At 68.0% G+C, this 15,054-nt stretch carries 20 protein-coding genes; 8 read left to right on the top strand and 12 right to left on the bottom strand.

Annotated elements, in window-relative coordinates:
- Window positions 1-111: 111 nt before the first annotated feature.
- Window positions 112-627 carry a hypothetical protein gene (locus NPA30_RS11315; protein WP_256802777.1) on the bottom strand — a complete coding sequence of 172 codons (516 nt, stop codon included), beginning with the start codon at window positions 625-627 and terminating at the stop codon, window positions 112-114.
- Between the two features lie 183 nt (window positions 628-810).
- Here NPA30_RS11315 and NPA30_RS11310 point away from each other — a divergent pair, with 183 nt between their 5' ends.
- The 4 genes from NPA30_RS11310 (at window position 811) to NPA30_RS11295 (ending at window position 3,628) form a co-directional block, all read left to right on the top strand.
- Complete coding sequence (locus tag NPA30_RS11310) at window positions 811-969, top strand: YqaE/Pmp3 family membrane protein (protein ID WP_256802776.1); 159 nt, start codon at window positions 811-813, stop codon at window positions 967-969.
- A gap of 209 nt (window positions 970-1,178) precedes the next feature.
- Window positions 1,179-1,796 carry a 30S ribosomal protein S4 gene (gene rpsD / locus NPA30_RS11305; protein WP_256802775.1) on the top strand — a complete coding sequence of 206 codons (618 nt, stop codon included), beginning with the start codon at window positions 1,179-1,181 and terminating at the stop codon, window positions 1,794-1,796.
- 108 nt (window positions 1,797-1,904) lie between these two features.
- Window positions 1,905-2,789, top strand: a complete 885-nt coding sequence (gene ttcA / locus NPA30_RS11300) for a tRNA 2-thiocytidine(32) synthetase TtcA (RefSeq protein ID WP_256802890.1) — start codon at window positions 1,905-1,907, stop codon at window positions 2,787-2,789.
- Window positions 2,786-3,628, top strand: coding sequence for an inositol monophosphatase family protein (locus tag NPA30_RS11295; protein WP_256802774.1), 843 nt, complete (start codon window positions 2,786-2,788; stop codon window positions 3,626-3,628). The genes ttcA and NPA30_RS11295 overlap by 4 nt, the downstream gene beginning before the upstream one ends.
- A 22-nt stretch (window positions 3,629-3,650) precedes the next feature.
- Here the strand turns inward: NPA30_RS11295 and NPA30_RS11290 are convergent, their stop codons facing one another.
- The 4 genes from NPA30_RS11290 to purL all read right to left on the bottom strand — a co-directional run bounded on the left by NPA30_RS11290 (window position 3,651) and on the right by purL (window position 8,070).
- Window positions 3,651-4,931 (bottom strand): multidrug effflux MFS transporter, encoded by a 1,281-nt coding sequence (locus tag NPA30_RS11290; protein WP_256802773.1) that lies wholly within the window; start codon window positions 4,929-4,931, stop codon window positions 3,651-3,653.
- Window positions 4,932-5,070: 139 nt separating this feature from the next.
- Complete coding sequence (gene grxD, locus NPA30_RS11285; RefSeq protein WP_256802772.1) at window positions 5,071-5,415, bottom strand: Grx4 family monothiol glutaredoxin; 345 nt, start codon at window positions 5,413-5,415, stop codon at window positions 5,071-5,073.
- Window positions 5,416-5,501: 86 nt separating this feature from the next.
- The gene (locus NPA30_RS11280) at window positions 5,502-5,735 is read right to left on the bottom strand and encodes a BolA/IbaG family iron-sulfur metabolism protein (RefSeq protein ID WP_256802771.1); all 234 of its coding nucleotides are present in this window, start codon (window positions 5,733-5,735) and stop codon (window positions 5,502-5,504) included.
- 106 nt (window positions 5,736-5,841) lie between these two features.
- On the bottom strand, window positions 5,842-8,070 hold the full coding sequence (gene purL, locus NPA30_RS11275; RefSeq protein ID WP_256802770.1) for a phosphoribosylformylglycinamidine synthase subunit PurL: 2,229 nt from the start codon (window positions 8,068-8,070) through the stop codon (window positions 5,842-5,844).
- 348 nt (window positions 8,071-8,418) lie between these two features.
- Between purL and NPA30_RS11270 the strand changes: the two genes are divergently transcribed.
- Complete coding sequence (locus tag NPA30_RS11270; RefSeq protein ID WP_256802769.1) at window positions 8,419-8,985, top strand: methanogen output domain 1-containing protein; 567 nt, start codon at window positions 8,419-8,421, stop codon at window positions 8,983-8,985.
- The gene (locus tag NPA30_RS11265; protein ID WP_256802768.1) at window positions 8,927-10,105 is read left to right on the top strand and encodes a sensor histidine kinase; all 1,179 of its coding nucleotides are present in this window, start codon (window positions 8,927-8,929) and stop codon (window positions 10,103-10,105) included. Before NPA30_RS11270 ends, NPA30_RS11265 begins: the two co-directional genes overlap by 59 nt.
- Here NPA30_RS11265 and NPA30_RS11260 read toward each other — a convergent pair.
- The 6 genes from NPA30_RS11260 to purC all read right to left on the bottom strand — a co-directional run bounded on the left by NPA30_RS11260 (window position 10,092) and on the right by purC (window position 13,046).
- A complete protein-coding gene (locus NPA30_RS11260; RefSeq protein WP_256802767.1) occupies window positions 10,092-10,520 on the bottom strand; it encodes a hypothetical protein in 429 nt (142 codons plus the stop codon). The genes NPA30_RS11265 and NPA30_RS11260 overlap by 14 nt on opposite strands.
- An 8-nt stretch (window positions 10,521-10,528) precedes the next feature.
- Window positions 10,529-10,933, bottom strand: coding sequence for a hypothetical protein (locus tag NPA30_RS11255; RefSeq protein ID WP_256802766.1), 405 nt, complete (start codon window positions 10,931-10,933; stop codon window positions 10,529-10,531).
- 4 nt (window positions 10,934-10,937) lie between these two features.
- Entirely contained in the window at window positions 10,938-11,615 is a 678-nt protein-coding gene (gene purQ / locus NPA30_RS11250; RefSeq protein WP_256802765.1) for a phosphoribosylformylglycinamidine synthase subunit PurQ, read from the bottom strand.
- A 74-nt stretch (window positions 11,616-11,689) separates the two neighbouring features.
- The gene (locus NPA30_RS11245; RefSeq protein WP_256802764.1) at window positions 11,690-11,947 is read right to left on the bottom strand and encodes a hypothetical protein; all 258 of its coding nucleotides are present in this window, start codon (window positions 11,945-11,947) and stop codon (window positions 11,690-11,692) included.
- Between the two features lie 21 nt (window positions 11,948-11,968).
- Window positions 11,969-12,211, bottom strand: coding sequence for a phosphoribosylformylglycinamidine synthase subunit PurS (gene purS, locus NPA30_RS11240; RefSeq protein ID WP_256802763.1), 243 nt, complete (start codon window positions 12,209-12,211; stop codon window positions 11,969-11,971).
- Between the two features lie 70 nt (window positions 12,212-12,281).
- Window positions 12,282-13,046, bottom strand: coding sequence for a phosphoribosylaminoimidazolesuccinocarboxamide synthase (purC, locus tag NPA30_RS11235; protein WP_256802762.1), 765 nt, complete (start codon window positions 13,044-13,046; stop codon window positions 12,282-12,284).
- 226 nt (window positions 13,047-13,272) lie between these two features.
- Here purC and NPA30_RS11230 point away from each other — a divergent pair, with 226 nt between their 5' ends.
- Entirely contained in the window at window positions 13,273-13,590 is a 318-nt protein-coding gene (locus NPA30_RS11230) for a DUF1476 domain-containing protein (RefSeq protein ID WP_256802761.1), read from the top strand.
- A complete protein-coding gene (locus NPA30_RS11225; RefSeq protein ID WP_256802760.1) occupies window positions 13,587-14,372 on the top strand; it encodes an HpcH/HpaI aldolase family protein in 786 nt (261 codons plus the stop codon). Before NPA30_RS11230 ends, NPA30_RS11225 begins: the two co-directional genes overlap by 4 nt.
- A gap of 7 nt (window positions 14,373-14,379) precedes the next feature.
- On the opposite strand, the gene NPA30_RS11220 is transcribed toward NPA30_RS11225, so the two are convergent.
- A complete protein-coding gene (locus tag NPA30_RS11220; RefSeq protein WP_256802759.1) occupies window positions 14,380-14,940 on the bottom strand; it encodes an RBBP9/YdeN family alpha/beta hydrolase in 561 nt (186 codons plus the stop codon).
- Window positions 14,941-15,054: the final 114 nt, after the last annotated feature.

Raw genomic sequence — 15,054 nt, 5'->3', positions numbered from 1 at the left:
CTCTCCAGTGGGGAAACGACCCGCGGCTTAATCGTTCCCTGGCCCGGGGACCGGCGGCTTCGGCCGCTGCTTGCTCCTGCTGGCGCGCCGACGAGCGGACGCTGAAGTGACTCAGGACTTCTTGAACGACACGTTCGACGTCTGGATCGTCTTTCCGTCGACCTGATCGGTGACGACCAGGCTGAAGGAGCCCTTGCCGGTGTTGGTGATGGTCATCACCGCGTCGGTGTCGCCGAAGATCGGCTTGCCATACCGGACGGCGAAGACGATGGCGTTCCCGTCCTGCTTGCCGGACAGGGACGCCGGTCCGCTCTTGGCGCCCGTATAGGTGCCGGAATAGCGCTTGGAGGCGGGGTCGTAGCGGATATCGGCGCCGATCTCGCGGGTGAAGACGACGAGCGCGCGGCAGGTGCCGCTGAGCGTGATGTGGTTGGCGTCCGGCCGCTTGCTCCCCATCGAGCAGCTGACCGAGCGCGGCGACGGGTCGACGTCGCGCAGCACCTTGCCGGAGCCCTTCCAGCTGCCTTCGAAGCGATCGAGATAGGCCGTGTCGGCAAAGGCCGCCGAGGCGGTGGCGGTCGCCGCAGCGAGGGCGAGGCAGGCGAGGCGGGCGCGGGTCGAAGGCATGCAGAAGTTCCTTGTGTCGGTGGCCCGATCGTCAGGGCGCAGGCTGCGTCGTTTAACTGGATGTCGGCAGTGCCGGGAGAAGGCCGGGATGTCGCAGCAACGCTTCGCACGCTTCGACACCGGGCGGAACGCGGCCTGCCGCCGTTCGTTCAAGCGGTCAACCGCAATGTGAACGGCAGCGTCATGGACCTCATCCGCATCCTCATCGCAATCCTCGTGCCGCCGCTCGGCGTCTTTCTGCAGGTCGGTCTCGGCAAGCAGTTCTGGATCAATCTTCTCCTGACGCTGCTCGGCTACTTCCCGGGCATCATCCACGCCGTCTGGGTCATCGCCAAATACTGAGCCCGTCATCCGGTTGACATGCGACGGCGGCGCCGATAGGGAAACGCGCGACCGGCAGCGCTGCGCGTGGCCGGTTCCGACGTGTCCCGTGGACGGCTTCGCACTTGCGCTCGCCGTCCTGTCGGTCCGCCGATGCGGCGGGCAGAGGAGGGCGCGTTTCCTCGCCCGGCAGGATGGTCTGTCGGGTTTTCTTGTTTGAAGGAAATGCGATGAGCAAGCGCGAATCCGCCAAGTACAAAATCGATCGCCGCCTCGGCGAGAATATCTGGGGCCGTCCGAAGTCCCCGGTCAATCGTCGCCAGTACGGCCCGGGCCAGCACGGCCAGCGCCGCAAGGGCAAGATGTCCGACTTCGGCCTGCAGCTGCGCGCCAAGCAGAAGCTGAAGGGCTACTACGGCGACGTTTCCGAGAAGCAGTTCCGCAAGACCTACGAGGAGGCCGCGCGCCGCAAGGGCGACACCTCCGAGAACCTGATCGGCCTGCTGGAGAGCCGTCTCGACGCGATCGTCTATCGCGCGAAGTTCGTTGCGACGATCTTCGCCGCCCGCCAGTTCGTCAACCACGGCCACGTCAACGTCAACGGCCGCCGCACGAACATCGGCTCCTACATCTGCAAGGCCGGCGACGTCATCGAGGTGCGCGAGAAGTCCAAGCAGCTGACCGTGCTGATCGAGGCGACGCAGCTCGCCGAGCGCGACGTGCCGGACTACATCGAGGCCGATCACCAGAAGATGGTCGCGACCTATGCGCGCGTGCCCGGCCTGGGCGACGTGCCGTATGCGGTGCAGATGGAACCAAACCTGGTCGTAGAGTTTTATTCTCGCTGATCTGTTCCAAGACCCGACTATCAGGCCGCCTTTCGAGGCGGCCTTTTCTTTTTGCGGCATCGGGGTGTAAGGCGGTCGCCGGACATGGAACCAGCGGGGTGGGCGCCGATGCTCGAGGACGGCGGCGAGGTCGCGGCAGTCGAGGACCGCGACAGTGACGAGACCGCGGGCGGCGAGCACACGCTCTTCCGCGGTGCGCCGACATCGGTTTCCTTCAAGAAGCTGCGCAAGCGCCTGCTGCGGCAAGCGCGCGAGGCGATCGAGAGCCACGCGATGGCGCGGCCGGGCGCCCGCTGGCTGGTCGGCCTGTCCGGCGGCAAGGATTCCTACGCACTCCTGGCGGTCCTCCTGGACCTCAAATGGCGCGGCCTGCTGCCGGTCGATCTCCTGGCCTGCAACCTCGACCAGGGCCAGCCCAACTTTCCCAAGCATGTCCTGCCCGAGTTCCTGACGCGGCACGGCATTGCGCATCGGATCGAGTATCGCGACACCTATTCGGTGGTCACGCAGAAGGTGCCGGAGGGCGCAACCTACTGCTCGCTCTGCTCGCGCCTGCGCCGCGGCCATCTCTACCGCGTCGCCCGCGAAGAGGGCTGCGAGGCGCTGGTGCTCGGCCATCACCGCGACGACGCGCTCGAGACCTTCTTCATGAACCTCTTCCACGGCGGTCGGCTGGCCTCGATGCCGGCCAAGCTCCTCAACGACGAGGGCGATGTGATGGTGCTGCGCCCGCTGATCTTTTCGGCTGAGGAGGATCTTGCCAGGCTCTCGGCCGGGCTCGCCGTGCCGATCATCCCGTGCGACCTGTGCGGCAGCCAGGACGGCCTGCAGCGCAACGCGATGAAGGCGATGCTCGCCGATCTCGAGACGCGCTTCCCGGGCCGCAAGGACGTGATGATCCGGGCGCTCGGCAACGTCCGCCCCAGCCATCTCCTCGACCCGGCGCTGTTCGACTTCTCCGCCCTCGCGCCGACACCCGGAGCCTTCGCATGAACGAGACCATCGACGTCGGGCGCCTGGCCGACATCCTGCGCCGCGCCGCCGCCGCCGAGGTGCTGCCGCGCTTCCGCCGTCTCGGCGCCGGCGACATTCGCCGCAAGACGTCGGCGATCGACCTCGTGACCGAGGCGGACGAGGCAGCCGAGCGCTTCATCCGAAACGGGTGCGCGGCACTCTGGCCGGATGCCGTCTTCGTCGGCGAAGAATCCGTAGCGGCCGACAAGCGCCTGCTCGAGGCGGTCGGCACTGCGGACCTGTGCATCGTCGTCGACCCGATCGACGGCACCGCCAACTATGCCGCCGGCGCGCCGCTGTTCGCTGTCATGGCGGCGGTCGTGGCGAAGGGCGAGACGGTGGCCGGGGCCATCTACGACCCGATGGGCGACGACGTGATGCTGGCCGAGCGGGGCGGGGGTGCCTGGCACGTCTTCACCGACGGACGGCGCGAGCGGCTGACCGTGGCCGATCCCGTCCCGGTCGCGGACATGGTCGGCAGCATCGGCACGACGCACTTCGCGCCGCAGGCTCGGCACCGGCTCGTGGCACGGCTCGACCAGGTTCGGATCGCCGCGAACTACCGCTGCTCCGGTCACGAGTACAGGCTCGCGGCGAGCGGCGGGCTCCACTTCCTGTGCGCGGCCTCGACGATGCCGTGGGACCACCTTGCGGGCGCCCTGATCGCGGAGGAGGCCGGGGGTCATCTGCGCCGTCTCGACGGCTCGCCTTACCGGCCGGGCCACGTCGAGGGCGGCATCCTGCTCGCGCCGGGCGCCGAGAGCTGGCGCGAGCTGCAGACCGCGCTGTTCCCGGAAGGTGTTGACCTCTCGCGCTGAGGCGAGAGGCCGGCCGCATCCGCTATTCAGCGAAAGTGTGCTGGGCGACCTCGTGCGCCGTACGCGCGTCCGGCGCGTTGCGCGGCTCGAACAGCCGGCCGCCTTCGGCGACGAAGACGGCGATCAGCGACAGGGCGGACAGCACGACGAAGCCGACGAAGAGCGGCGTCAGCGTGCCGTCATAGGTGTAGCCGATGATCGCGCCGATCAGGCCGCCGCCCAGCGTCTGCATGCAGCCGAGCACCGACGACGCCGTGCCCGCGACGTGGCCGAGCGGATCCATCGCCAGCGCGTTGAAGTTGGTCCCGATGAAACCGAACAGGCAGAAGGTCGGGATCAGGAGCACGTAGAACAGCCAGAATGGCGCGGCGCCGCCCCAGGCGTAGGCGAAGACGAGCTGCAGCAGGCTGAAGAAGGCGAAGCCGATAAGCGCCGTGTGCGACAGGCGCCGCATGCCGAAGCGCTGCACCAGCCTCGAGTTCAGGAAGCTGGAGAGGGCCATGAAGATGGCGACGCCCGAGAAGTAGAGCGTGAAGGCGTCGCCGAGCGCGTAGACCTGCGTGTAGATCTGCTCGGCCTGATTGATGAAGGCGAACAGGACGCCGAAGATCAGGGCGGTCGCGACCGCGTAGCCGAAGGCGATGCGGGTGGTCACGACGATGCGGAACGCCTCCGCGACACGCTTGGCGGTCAGCGGCATCCGGTCCTCCGGGTGCAGCGTCTCAGGCAGCCGCAGGGCCGTCCAGATCGTCACACCGAGCGCGAAGAGCGTGACGGTCATGAAGATCTCGTGCCAATCCCCGAACAGCATGATCAGCTGCCCGACATTGGGGGCGAAGACGGGGATCGCCATGAACACCATCATGACCAGCGACATGACGCTGGCCATCTGGCGGCCGCCGAAGCAGTCGCGCACCACCGAGATCGCGATCACGCGGGTCGCCGCGGCGCCGATGCCCTGGATCACGCGCATGGCGAGAAGGATGGTGAAGCTCGGCGCGAAGATCGAGGCGAAGGCGCCGAGCACGTAGATGCCGAGGCCGAAAAAGAGCACCGGACGCCGGCCGAAGCGATCGGACAGGGGTCCATAGAAGATCTGCGCCCCGCCGAAGCCGACGATGTAGGCGGTGATCACGAACTGGCGCTGGTTCTCGCTCTCGACGCCGAGCGCGGCGCCGATGTTCTGCAAGGCGGGCAGGTAGATGTCGATCGCCGCGGCGTTGAGGGCCATCAGACAGGCGACGAGGGCGACGAGCTCCCAATAGGGGAGCCCGCGCGTGGGCGAAGCGGGCGCGTCGGGCATGAAATCTACCTTTGTCGGTGTCCGGCCGGACATACCGCCAGAGGCCGATTATGCAAGCCCGCGATGCTGCATCGCACAGGCTTTCCGACCGGGTGTGGCGCGGGTGCCGCCGAACCCGGTCGCAGCAGGTGCGGTCTGTTCAGCCGGCCGCGGGAACGGCCTCGAGTGCAAAGCCGCGCTCCTCGAAGTAGCTCTTCAACTCACCGGCCTGAAACATCTCGCGGAGGATGTCGCAGCCGCCGACGAACTCGCCCTTGACGTAGAGCTGAGGGATGGTCGGCCACTGGCTGTAGGTCTTGATCCCCTGGCGCAGGTCGTCGGAGGCGAGGACGTTGACGCCCTTGTACTCGACGCCGAGGTAATCGAGGATCTGAACCACCTGGCCGGAGAAGCCGCATTGCGGGAAGCTCGGCGTGCCCTTCATGAAGAGGACGACGTCGTTCGACTTCACCTCGTTGTCGATCCAGTCATTGATGGCGCTCATCGGTACATCCTTCGTAACCGCCGGGGTCAAGGCCCGGCGCTGCAGGGGTGGCGGCAGCTGAAGACAGCCACACCGGCATCCACATATTACTTCGGCGCGCTGGTTTGAAGGGCAAGCGCGTGCAGCGCACCGCCCATGTTCCCCTGCAGCGCCTGATAAACCATCTGGTGCTGCTGCACGCGCGACTTGCCGCGGAAGCTCTCGGACACGACCTCGGCCGCGTAGTGATCGCCGTCGCCGGCCAGATCGCGGATGCTCACCGCGGCGTCGGGAATGGCGGCCTTGATCATCTTCTCGATGTCGCCGGCGTTCATCGGCATCGCGCTCTGCGCTCCTCGTCGCGTCGGACTGTGTGACTCGCAGGCCGACTATGGCACGGGACGGGTCGCCCGGTCACGCCGGCTCACCGCAACGTGCGGGCCGGTCTCACTCGGCGGCCGCGGCGGGCTCGACGAACTCGCCGGCCATGTAGTCCGGAAACCAGCGCTCGTGCGCGACGGTGAGGTCGGCGAGCGCGAGGTCGAGCCGGCCCTCCACCGCCAGACGATCGCCGCCGGCGACGCCGAGACGGCGCAGCGGCACGCCCGCCGTTCCGGCGGAGGCGACGACAGCGTCGGCGTCCTGCGGCGCGACCGCGACGAGGTAGCGGCCCTGGTCCTCACCGAACAGGATGGCATGGGCCGGACCGTCGCCCGCCTCGATATGGGCGCCCGTGTCCGAAGCGATGCAGAGCTCGGCGAGGGCGACGGCGAGACCACCATCCGAGAGATCGTGGCAGGTGGCGACCGTGCCGGCGCGGATCAGCCCTCGCACGAAATCGCCGTTGCGCCTCTCGTCGGCGAGCGAGACCGGCGGCGGGGCGCCGTCCTCGCGGCCGCAGAGCTCGCGCAGGAAGATCGAGGCGCCGAGGTGGCTTCCGTCCCCCCCGACCAGGAAGAGGACGTCGCCGGCCGTCAGGCTGTCGGTCCGGGCGATGCGGCTGCGGTCGGCGATGAGGCCGACGCCGCCGATGGTCGGGGTCGGCAGGATCGCCTGGCCGAGCGTCTCGTTGTAGAGCGAGACATTGCCGGAGACGATCGGGAAGCCGAGCGCCTCGCAGGCGGCGCCGACGCCTTGCACGGCCTTGGCGAACTGGCCCATGATCTCCGGCTTCTCCGGATTGCCGAAGTTGAGGTTGTCGGTGGCCGCGAGCGGCTCCGCGCCGACGGCCGTGAGGTTGCGCCAGCACTCGGCGACCGCCTGCATGCCGCCCTGATAGGGGTCGGCCTCGCAGTAGCGCGGGGTGACGTCGGACGAGAAGGCGAGGGCCTTCGCCGGATGGCCGTCGACGCGCACGACGCCGGCATCGCCGCCCGGGGTCTGCAGCGAATTGCCCTGGATCAGCGTGTCGTACTGCTCGAACACCCAGCGGCGCGAGGCGATGTCGGGGGAACCCAGCAGCGCGAGGAGCGCCGCGCCGCAGTCGGCGGGCTCGGGAATGTCGGTGGCGTGCAGGATCTTGGCCGGCGCGGGCTCGAGCCAGGGCCGGTCGTATTCAGGCGCTGCGTCACCCAGATCCTTGATCGGCAGGTTCGCGACCTCGCGGCCCTCCCAGAGGACGCGGAAGCGCAGGTCGTCTGTGGTCCGGCCGACGACGGCGAAGTCGAGGCCCCACTTGCGGAAGATCGCCTCGGCCTCGTCCCGCTTGTCGGGTCGCAGCACCATCAGCATGCGCTCCTGGCTCTCCGAGAGCATCATCTCGTACGCCGTCATGCGGTCTTCGCGCACCGGCACGGCGTCGAGATCGAGCTCCACGCCGAGATCGCCCTTGGCGCCCATCTCGACGGCCGAGCAGGTGAGGCCCGCAGCACCCATGTCCTGGATGGCGATGACCGCACCGGTCGCCATCAGCTCGAGACAGGCCTCGAGCAGGCATTTTTCGGTGAAGGGGTCGCCGACCTGCACGGTCGGACGCTTCTCCTCGATCGTCTCGTCGAATTCCGCCGAGGCCATGGTCGCCCCGCCGACGCCGTCGCGGCCGGTCTTGGCGCCGAGATAGACGACCGGAAGCCCGACGCCCTCGGCCTTGGAGTAGAAGATCGCGTCGGTCTTCGCGAGGCCGGCGGCAAAGGCGTTGACGAGGCAGTTGCCGTTGTAGCGCGGGTGGAAATTGACCTCGCCGCCGACCGTCGGAACGCCGAAGGAATTGCCGTAGCCGCCGACGCCGGCGACGACGCCGGCCACGAGATGGCGGGTCTTGGGGTGATCGGGCGCCCCGAAGCGCAGCGCGTTCATCGCCGCGATCGGCCGCGCGCCCATCGTGAAGACGTCGCGCAGGATGCCGCCGACGCCGGTCGCCGCGCCCTGATAGGGCTCGATGTAGGACGGGTGGTTGTGGCTCTCCATCTTGAAGACCACGCAGTCGCCGTCGCCGATGTCGACGACGCCGGCATTCTCGCCGGGTCCCTGGATCACGCGGCTGCCCTTGGTCGGCAGCGTGCGCAGCCAGCGCTTCGACGACTTGTAGGAGCAGTGCTCGTTCCACATGGCCGAGAAGATGCCGAGTTCGGTCAGCGTCGGCGTGCGACCGATCAGGGCGAGGACGCGCTCGTATTCGTCCGGCTTGAGGCCGTGCGCGGCGATCAGATCGGGTGTGATCTCGGGCTCGGTGAGCATCGTCGGTCCATCCGGTGCGGGCAGTCGAGTTGCGGCTGTTAGCACCCCGGCCCCGAATGCTCCAAGTCCTTTTGCCACGGACAGCGCCTCGGAGCGAAAGAAGCGGTGAAACGATCTATCGTTAGGCAACTCTACACAACGTAAGCACTGATGATGATATATGACAAATTAATTCAATAAAGCGAAAGTAGAAATTGGAAATGATCTGTTGGTGCCGGCGGGTGTTGTGTTAATCCTCTGAGGAAGGCGGCATGGCGTGATTCGACGGAGAGCTGGCGGGGGCTTGAGGCGCCTCTGGCGGTGCGTCCGGAGGTTTGCCCTGCCGGGAAACACCGGCTGGCATTCACCATGCATCCTGAGACCACCCGTTCCAGAGCGATCGAAGAGGCCGGTATCGATCTCGATTCCGACAGCTTCATGCGTCGGCTGCTGCGCGAACTCAGCGGGACAATCGAGCGGGTGGTCGGACTGGAGGATGCGAGTGGCTACGTCGCCACGGTCGGCGGCGTCATGGGCGACTGGCTGAACGCGGCCTACCACGCCGAACTCGGCGAGGCCGACTTCGATCTGGAGACGGTGGCGCAGGTCTTCGTCGACCTGAAGCGGCGGATCGATGGCGGTTTTGCGGTCGTGGCGGTCGAGCCGGAACGGATCGTGCTGCGCAACACCCGCTGTCCCTTCGGCCCGAGCGTCTTTGGGCGCCCGTCGCTCTGCATGATGACCTCGAACGTGTTCGGGCGCATCGCAGCCGACAACCTCGGCTATGCCCGGGTCAAGCTGCACCAGGTGATCGCGTCGGGCGCCGCGCAGTGCGAGGTCACCGTCCATTTGAGGCCGAGGGGGTCGCTGCAAGCCGATGAACGCGAATATTACCGCCTTCCGCCCGTCGCGAACCGCATCGACGCCGCGCGCTAGCGAAGACACCGTCTGCGCGACGCTCGCCGAACAGGCGTTGGCGCGCCTCGACCTCGAGCTCGCCGTCATCGGTCTCGACGGCCGCGTTCTCTATGCCAACGACCGTGCGCACGCTGGGTCCATCCGGCCTGACGATCCCGCACGGCTGTACATTGGCGATCTCTGGGATGTGGATCCGACGACTTCGGCGGCTCTCTTGCGCAGCCTTGCCGGCAGCTCGAATTGGCAGGCGTTCTCGCTGCGCCGGCGTGGGGTCGGCGGCGCAGACGACGTCGTCCCTTTGCGGGGACGCGGCTTTCTGGCCGAGACACCCGAAAGTCCTGCCGTCCAGGTGCTGCTGATGCAGGATCCCGGCCGCGGACGGCAATTCGACGAACATCGTCAGCTGATCCAGCGGCTGAACGGCGAACTTGCGAACCGCCGCCGCGTCGAGCAGAGGCTGGTCGACCTGCTTGCGGCGCAGAAACGTCTGCATCGCGAACTCGTCCACCGGGTCAAGAACAACCTGACCCTCCTGAACTCGCTCGTGCGCATCGGCCGCCAGCGCTGCGGTGCGCCGGACGCGCGTGAGCAGTTCGACCAGTTGGAGCGGCGCATCCTCTCGGTGGCGGTCATCCACGAGCTTCTCGATCAGGAGCAGGAAACCGAGTTCGTCGCGGGCGATGCCTTGCTGCAGCGCGTGTGCCGCGAACTGCAGGCCTCGCTCGCACCGCCGAGCGTGGCGATCGAGTCCGACCTCGCGCCCGTGCGCCTTCACATCCGCGACGCGACGCCGCTCGGCCTCATCGTCAACGAGCTCGCGACCAACGCCGTGAAACACGCGTTTCCGAACGGGCGGACGGGTCGGGTGATGCTCCGGCTTGCGAACGCGCCGGATGGGGCCGTCGAGATGACGGTCGCCGATGACGGCATCGGCCTCCTCGCCGCACCAGACACACCTCGGCGCGGCTCCGGCAGCCGCATCGTCCGCGCCCTCGCGGCGCAGCTCGGTGCCGCGCTCACCTGCACCGTCGGAACCGGAACGCTCTGGCAGCTCAGGTTCCGGCCGCAGGAGGACGCGGCCAGGGTCGACGATGGGGAGCACGCACTCTCACACGGACAGGCCGTCAGCTCACACTGATCCAGGCCATGCCCGCCTTGCGGCAGGCGCCGGTATCGGTGGCGCGTCGCCGGATCTCGACGTCGTCCTCGACCTGCGAGATCGCCTCGGACCGGAACCGGCGTGCAAAGACGATGAGGGCCGGGCGCTTGCCGGGTGCGCGCAGGCACAGGCTCCATTCGTCCGGGCCGGCGACGACGAAGGTCGCGCTGCGCTCGCTGGGCGCCCGCCCATAGAGGAGACGTGCCGTGTCGCGGGCATAGGCGGCCTCGGTCGGCGTCGGTCGATCCGGCGGGACATCGGTGGCTGCCGCCGGTTTGCCGCCAGTGTCTGCCGGTGGCGCGGCGGTCGATACGCGAGGCGCGGCCGCGACGGGCAGATCCGGTGCGCAGCCGGCGAGACACAAAGCGAGGCCGACGAGCGGAAGGCGGCGCATGATGCGGCTCAGGCGGCGCCGCAGTCGTTGGCGCCGCCGCGCCAGCGGTCAATGTCGCGCCCGATGCGCGGCCCGACGGGATCGCTCGTCAGCGGGCCATAGACCGTGACGTTGCCCGAGCCGGATTGTCCCTCGACGACGAGAAGCGGACGCGCCTCCGGCTTGCCGCGCGGCACCAGAAGGAAACGCGGTCGGCCCGAGAAGGAGCTGAGTTCGGGCGCGAGGCTGTAGCTGGCGAAGGCCGGATCCTTCGACTTGAACCAGCAGCGATTGGCGTTGAGCGCCAGCCGCTCCATCCGGTCGAGCCCGGTGTCGCCGACGGCGGGGCTCGTCCCGGAGCCGCCGGTGCCGGCGCAGCCGCCAAGACCGAGGGCCGCGACGAGAGCGAGCGCGGCGAGGAGGATGGTTCGCATCGGATCAGGCGGCGACGCGGGTGGTGCCGAGAACGCTCTCGAAGAAGCCGCGGCCGTCGCTGCCGCCGTGCTCCGGCTCGATGAAGTTCTCCGGATGCGGCATCAGGCCGAAGACGTTGCCGGCGGCGTTGACGACGCCGGCGATGTCGCGGACCGCGCCGTTGGGATTGGTGCCCTCGGCGTAGCGCAGCGCCACCTGGCCTTCGCCCTCAAGGCGGGTCAGCGTGTCCTCGTCGGCGAAGTAGTTGCCGTCGTGATGGGCGACCGGGCAGCCGATGACCTGACCCTGCCGGTAGGCCGACGTGAAGCGGGTGGCGGCATTGACGACCTCGAGCTTCACGCGCCGGCAGACGAAGCGCAGCGAGGTGTTGCGCATCAGCGCGCCGGGCAGGAGGCCGGTCTCGCACAGGATCTGGAAACCGTTGCACACGCCGAGCACCGGCACGCCGCGGCCCGCGGCCTCGGCAACGGCGCGCATGACCGGCGAACGCGCGGCGATCGCGCCGCAGCGCAGATAGTCGCCGAACGAGAAGCCGCCGGGAATGACGATGAGGTCGACGGCGGAGATCGCAGTCTCCGTCTGCCAGACTGTCACCGGCGCGCGGCCGGAGATCTTGGTCAGCGCCGCGATCATGTCGCGGTCGCGATTGAGGCCGGGGAGGAGAACGACGGCGCTTTGCATGGCTTGACGATCCGCGGGCGGGCCGACGCGCCGAGTCGCGCGTCTGCCGGAAATCATAGGCGGCCTTCGCCCTATCAGCGATCGTGGTGGAAGGGTAGTCCCGCCTCAGCCATCTCCCGCAGCTCGAGGCGCCGCTCGATCCGCTCAAGCCGGTCGTCGTGACGGGCAGTGACGCCGTAGATGTTGTGGATGTCGCTTTGCATCGAGACCATCGTGCCGCGCATCGCGTTGAGCTCGCGCTTCACCTCACCCACATCCGAACGCAGATCAGAAATCTGATTGTGCATCCGCTTCATCAGCTCGTACATCAGCTCGTTGGTGACCTCGGCCATGACGGCCTCCTGCAACAACCCTTACGCGATGTCGACAGTATAGTTCTCGATCACCGTGTTGGCGAGAAGCCTGTCGCACATGGCGGCGAGCTGGGCCTCGGCCCCGGCCCGGTCGTCGCCCTCCAGGACGACGTCGAAGACCTTGCCCTGGCGCACGGCGGCGACGCCGCCGAAGCCGAGCGTGCCGAGGGCGCCCTCGATGGCCTTGCCCTGCGGATCGAGGACGCCGGTCTTGAGCGTGACGGTGATGCGAGCCTTGATCACGGTATGCGTCTGTCCCTGGAATAGACGAGTCGGAGCGCCGGTGCCGGCTGCTTGGCGGAGCGTCGCCGCCTTACTTGACCAACACCGGCCCGGAAGGGCGGGGCGGCTCGTTCTCGTTCATGATGCCGAGCCGGCGCGCGACCTCCTGATAGGCCTCGACGAGGCCGCCCATGTCGCGGCGGAAGCGGTCCTTGTCGAGCTTGTCCTGGGTCTGGATGTCCCAGAGGCGGCAGGAGTCGGGCGAAATCTCGTCGGCGACGATGATCCGCATCATGTCGCCTTCATAGAGCCGCCCGGTCTCGATCTTGAAGTCGACGAGCTGGATGCCGACGCCGAGGAAGAGGCCGGACAGGAAGTCGTTGACCCGGATGGCCAGGGCCATGATGTCGTCGATTTCCTGCGGGCTCGCCCAGCCGAAGGCGGTGATGTGCTCTTCCGAGACCATCGGATCGTCGAGTGCGTCGGCCTTGTAGTAGAACTCGATGATCGAGCGGGGCAGCACGGTGCCCTCGTCGATGCCGAGTCGCTTGGCGAGCGATCCGGCGGCGATGTTGCGCACCACGACCTCGAGCGGAATGATCTCGACTTCCTTGATCAGCTGCTCGCGCATGTTGAGCCGCTTGATGAAGTGCGTCGGAATGCCCATCCGGTTGAGGTGGCTGAAGATGTACTCGGAAATGCGATTGTTGAGCACGCCCTTGCCGTCGACGATCTCGTGCTTCTTCTTGTTGAAGGCGGTGGCGTCGTCTTTGAAGAACTGAACCAGCGTACCGGGCTCGGGACCTTCGTAGAGGATCTTGCCCTTGCCCTCGTAGATCCGGCGGCGACGTGTCATGTTCTTGCTCTGTCGTGAGGTGGAGCGCCTGTGTCGGACGCGTACGGCTGTCAATTCGAGCGCGTGGATAGACCAAACGTCGCTCCTAAACAATCGCTCGACCCCAAATTGGCGTGGAGGACGCCGCGGTACAAGACACCGGGTTGCCGCGCCGGCCGGAAGGGCGTTCAATCCGCCGGCGCTGCCGCGGGGCAGACGCGATCGATGGAGGAGGAGGCTGTCGCAGATGCCGTTTTCGGACCGCGAGAAGGATTTCGAGGCGCGCTACGTGCACGATCAGGAACTGCGCTTCCGGATCGAGGCGCGGCGCAACCGTCTGATCGGCCTGTGGGCCGCGGCCAAGCTCGGCCTCCTGGGGCAGGCGGCCGACGACTACACGCAGGACGTGATCCGCACGGCGCTCGAGCAGGCCGGCAAGGACAGCGTCGCAAAGAAGATCCGGGCGGACTTCGACGCGGCCGGCGTCGAGCAGTCGGATCATCAGATCGAGCGCACGATGACCGAGTTCCTGGCGACGGCCGAAGATCAGGTGCGGTCCGAATGAACGAGACTTCGACGACGGGATTTGGCTTGCGCGCCGCCTTTGCCGACGACGGCTTCGTGCTCTGTGCCTGGTCGCTGACCAAGGACCCCGTCACAGCCGAGGCGATGCTGCGCGCCGGCTTCGACGCGATCACCTTCGACATGCAGCACGGTCTGCACGATGTGGCGAGCATGGAGGCGGGCATCGCGCGGGCGGTGATGCTCGGCCGGCCGGCGCTGGTGCGCGTGCCGGTCGGCGACCTCGCGACCGCCGCCCGGGCGCTCGACTTCGGCGGCTGCGGCGTCATCATGCCGATGATCGGCGACGCCGAGGACGCGCGGCAGCTGGCGGCGGCGGTCAAGTATCCCCCGGTCGGGCAGCGCTCCTGCGGTCCGATGCGGGCGATGCAGCTGCATGGCGTGGCGAGCTCGGCCGACTACATCGCCCGCGCCAACCGCGAGACGATGGCCTTCGCCATGATCGAGACGGCGAGCGCGCTCGGCGAGCTCGATGCCATCCTGTCGATCGAGGCGCTGGACGGGGTCTTCGTCGGCCCGTCGGACCTTTCGATCGCCTTGTCGCCGACCGCAACCCTCGGTCCGACGGCGCCCGAGACCGACGCCGCGATCCGGCGCATCGGCGAAGCGAGCGTGGCGGCCGGCAAGGTCGCGGCAATCTACTGCATCACGCCTGAGGATGCCCAGCGCTACCGGTCCTACGGCTATCGGCTGTGCTGCCTGTCCTCGGATGCGGCGTTCCTGCAGAGCGCGGCGGCGGCGCAGGCCCGCGCCGCGCGCGGCTGAAGCCCAGTCAGGCTGGGGCGGCCAGGCGGCCCATGAACTTGCCGAAGGTCAGAAGGCCTTCGGGCCAGGGGCCGTGGCCGCTGTCGCCATTGATGTGGCCGGATTCGCCGGCATCGACGAAGAGCGACCCCCAGGCTGCGGCCGCGTCCTCGGCCGCCTCGAAGGACGAGAAGGGGTCGTTGCGGCTCGCGACCACCAGCGACGGAAACGGCAGCGGATCGCGCGGGTAGGGGCCGAAGGTCATCAGGTGGCGTGGCCGGATCGCCTCGTTCGCAACGTCCGGGGGAGCCACCAAAAAGGCGCCCGCGACCGGGCGCTCGAAGCGGGACACGGCCTGCACCGCCGTCGCGACGCCGAGGGAATGGGCGACGAGGACGACCGGCCGGGTGCTGGCGTTCACCGCCTCCACCAGGGACGCCGTCCAGTCTTCGAAGACCGGCTTCGTCCACTCGGCCTGCTCGACCCGGCGGGCGGTGGACAGGCGGGACTCCCAGCGTGTCTGCCAGTGGTCGGCGGGTGAGCCCTTGTAACCCGGGATGATGAGGATGTCGGCTTCGGAAACGCGCATGGTGTGCAGATGCGAAGCGGGGAATGGCCTGTCAAGCCGTCGACGCCGGCGCGGCTCGCAACCAGGGCGACCTACCGGGCCGGGGTCGCGGTCGGAGCCGGCGCCTCGCCCGCC

This window comes from Mangrovibrevibacter kandeliae (genome assembly GCF_024519155.1).
Lineage (GTDB): Bacteria > Pseudomonadota > Alphaproteobacteria > Rhizobiales > Rhizobiaceae > Mangrovibrevibacter > Mangrovibrevibacter kandeliae.
The sequence above is the reverse complement of the archived record's forward strand: the minus strand, read 5'-3'. Positions and strand labels throughout refer to the sequence as shown.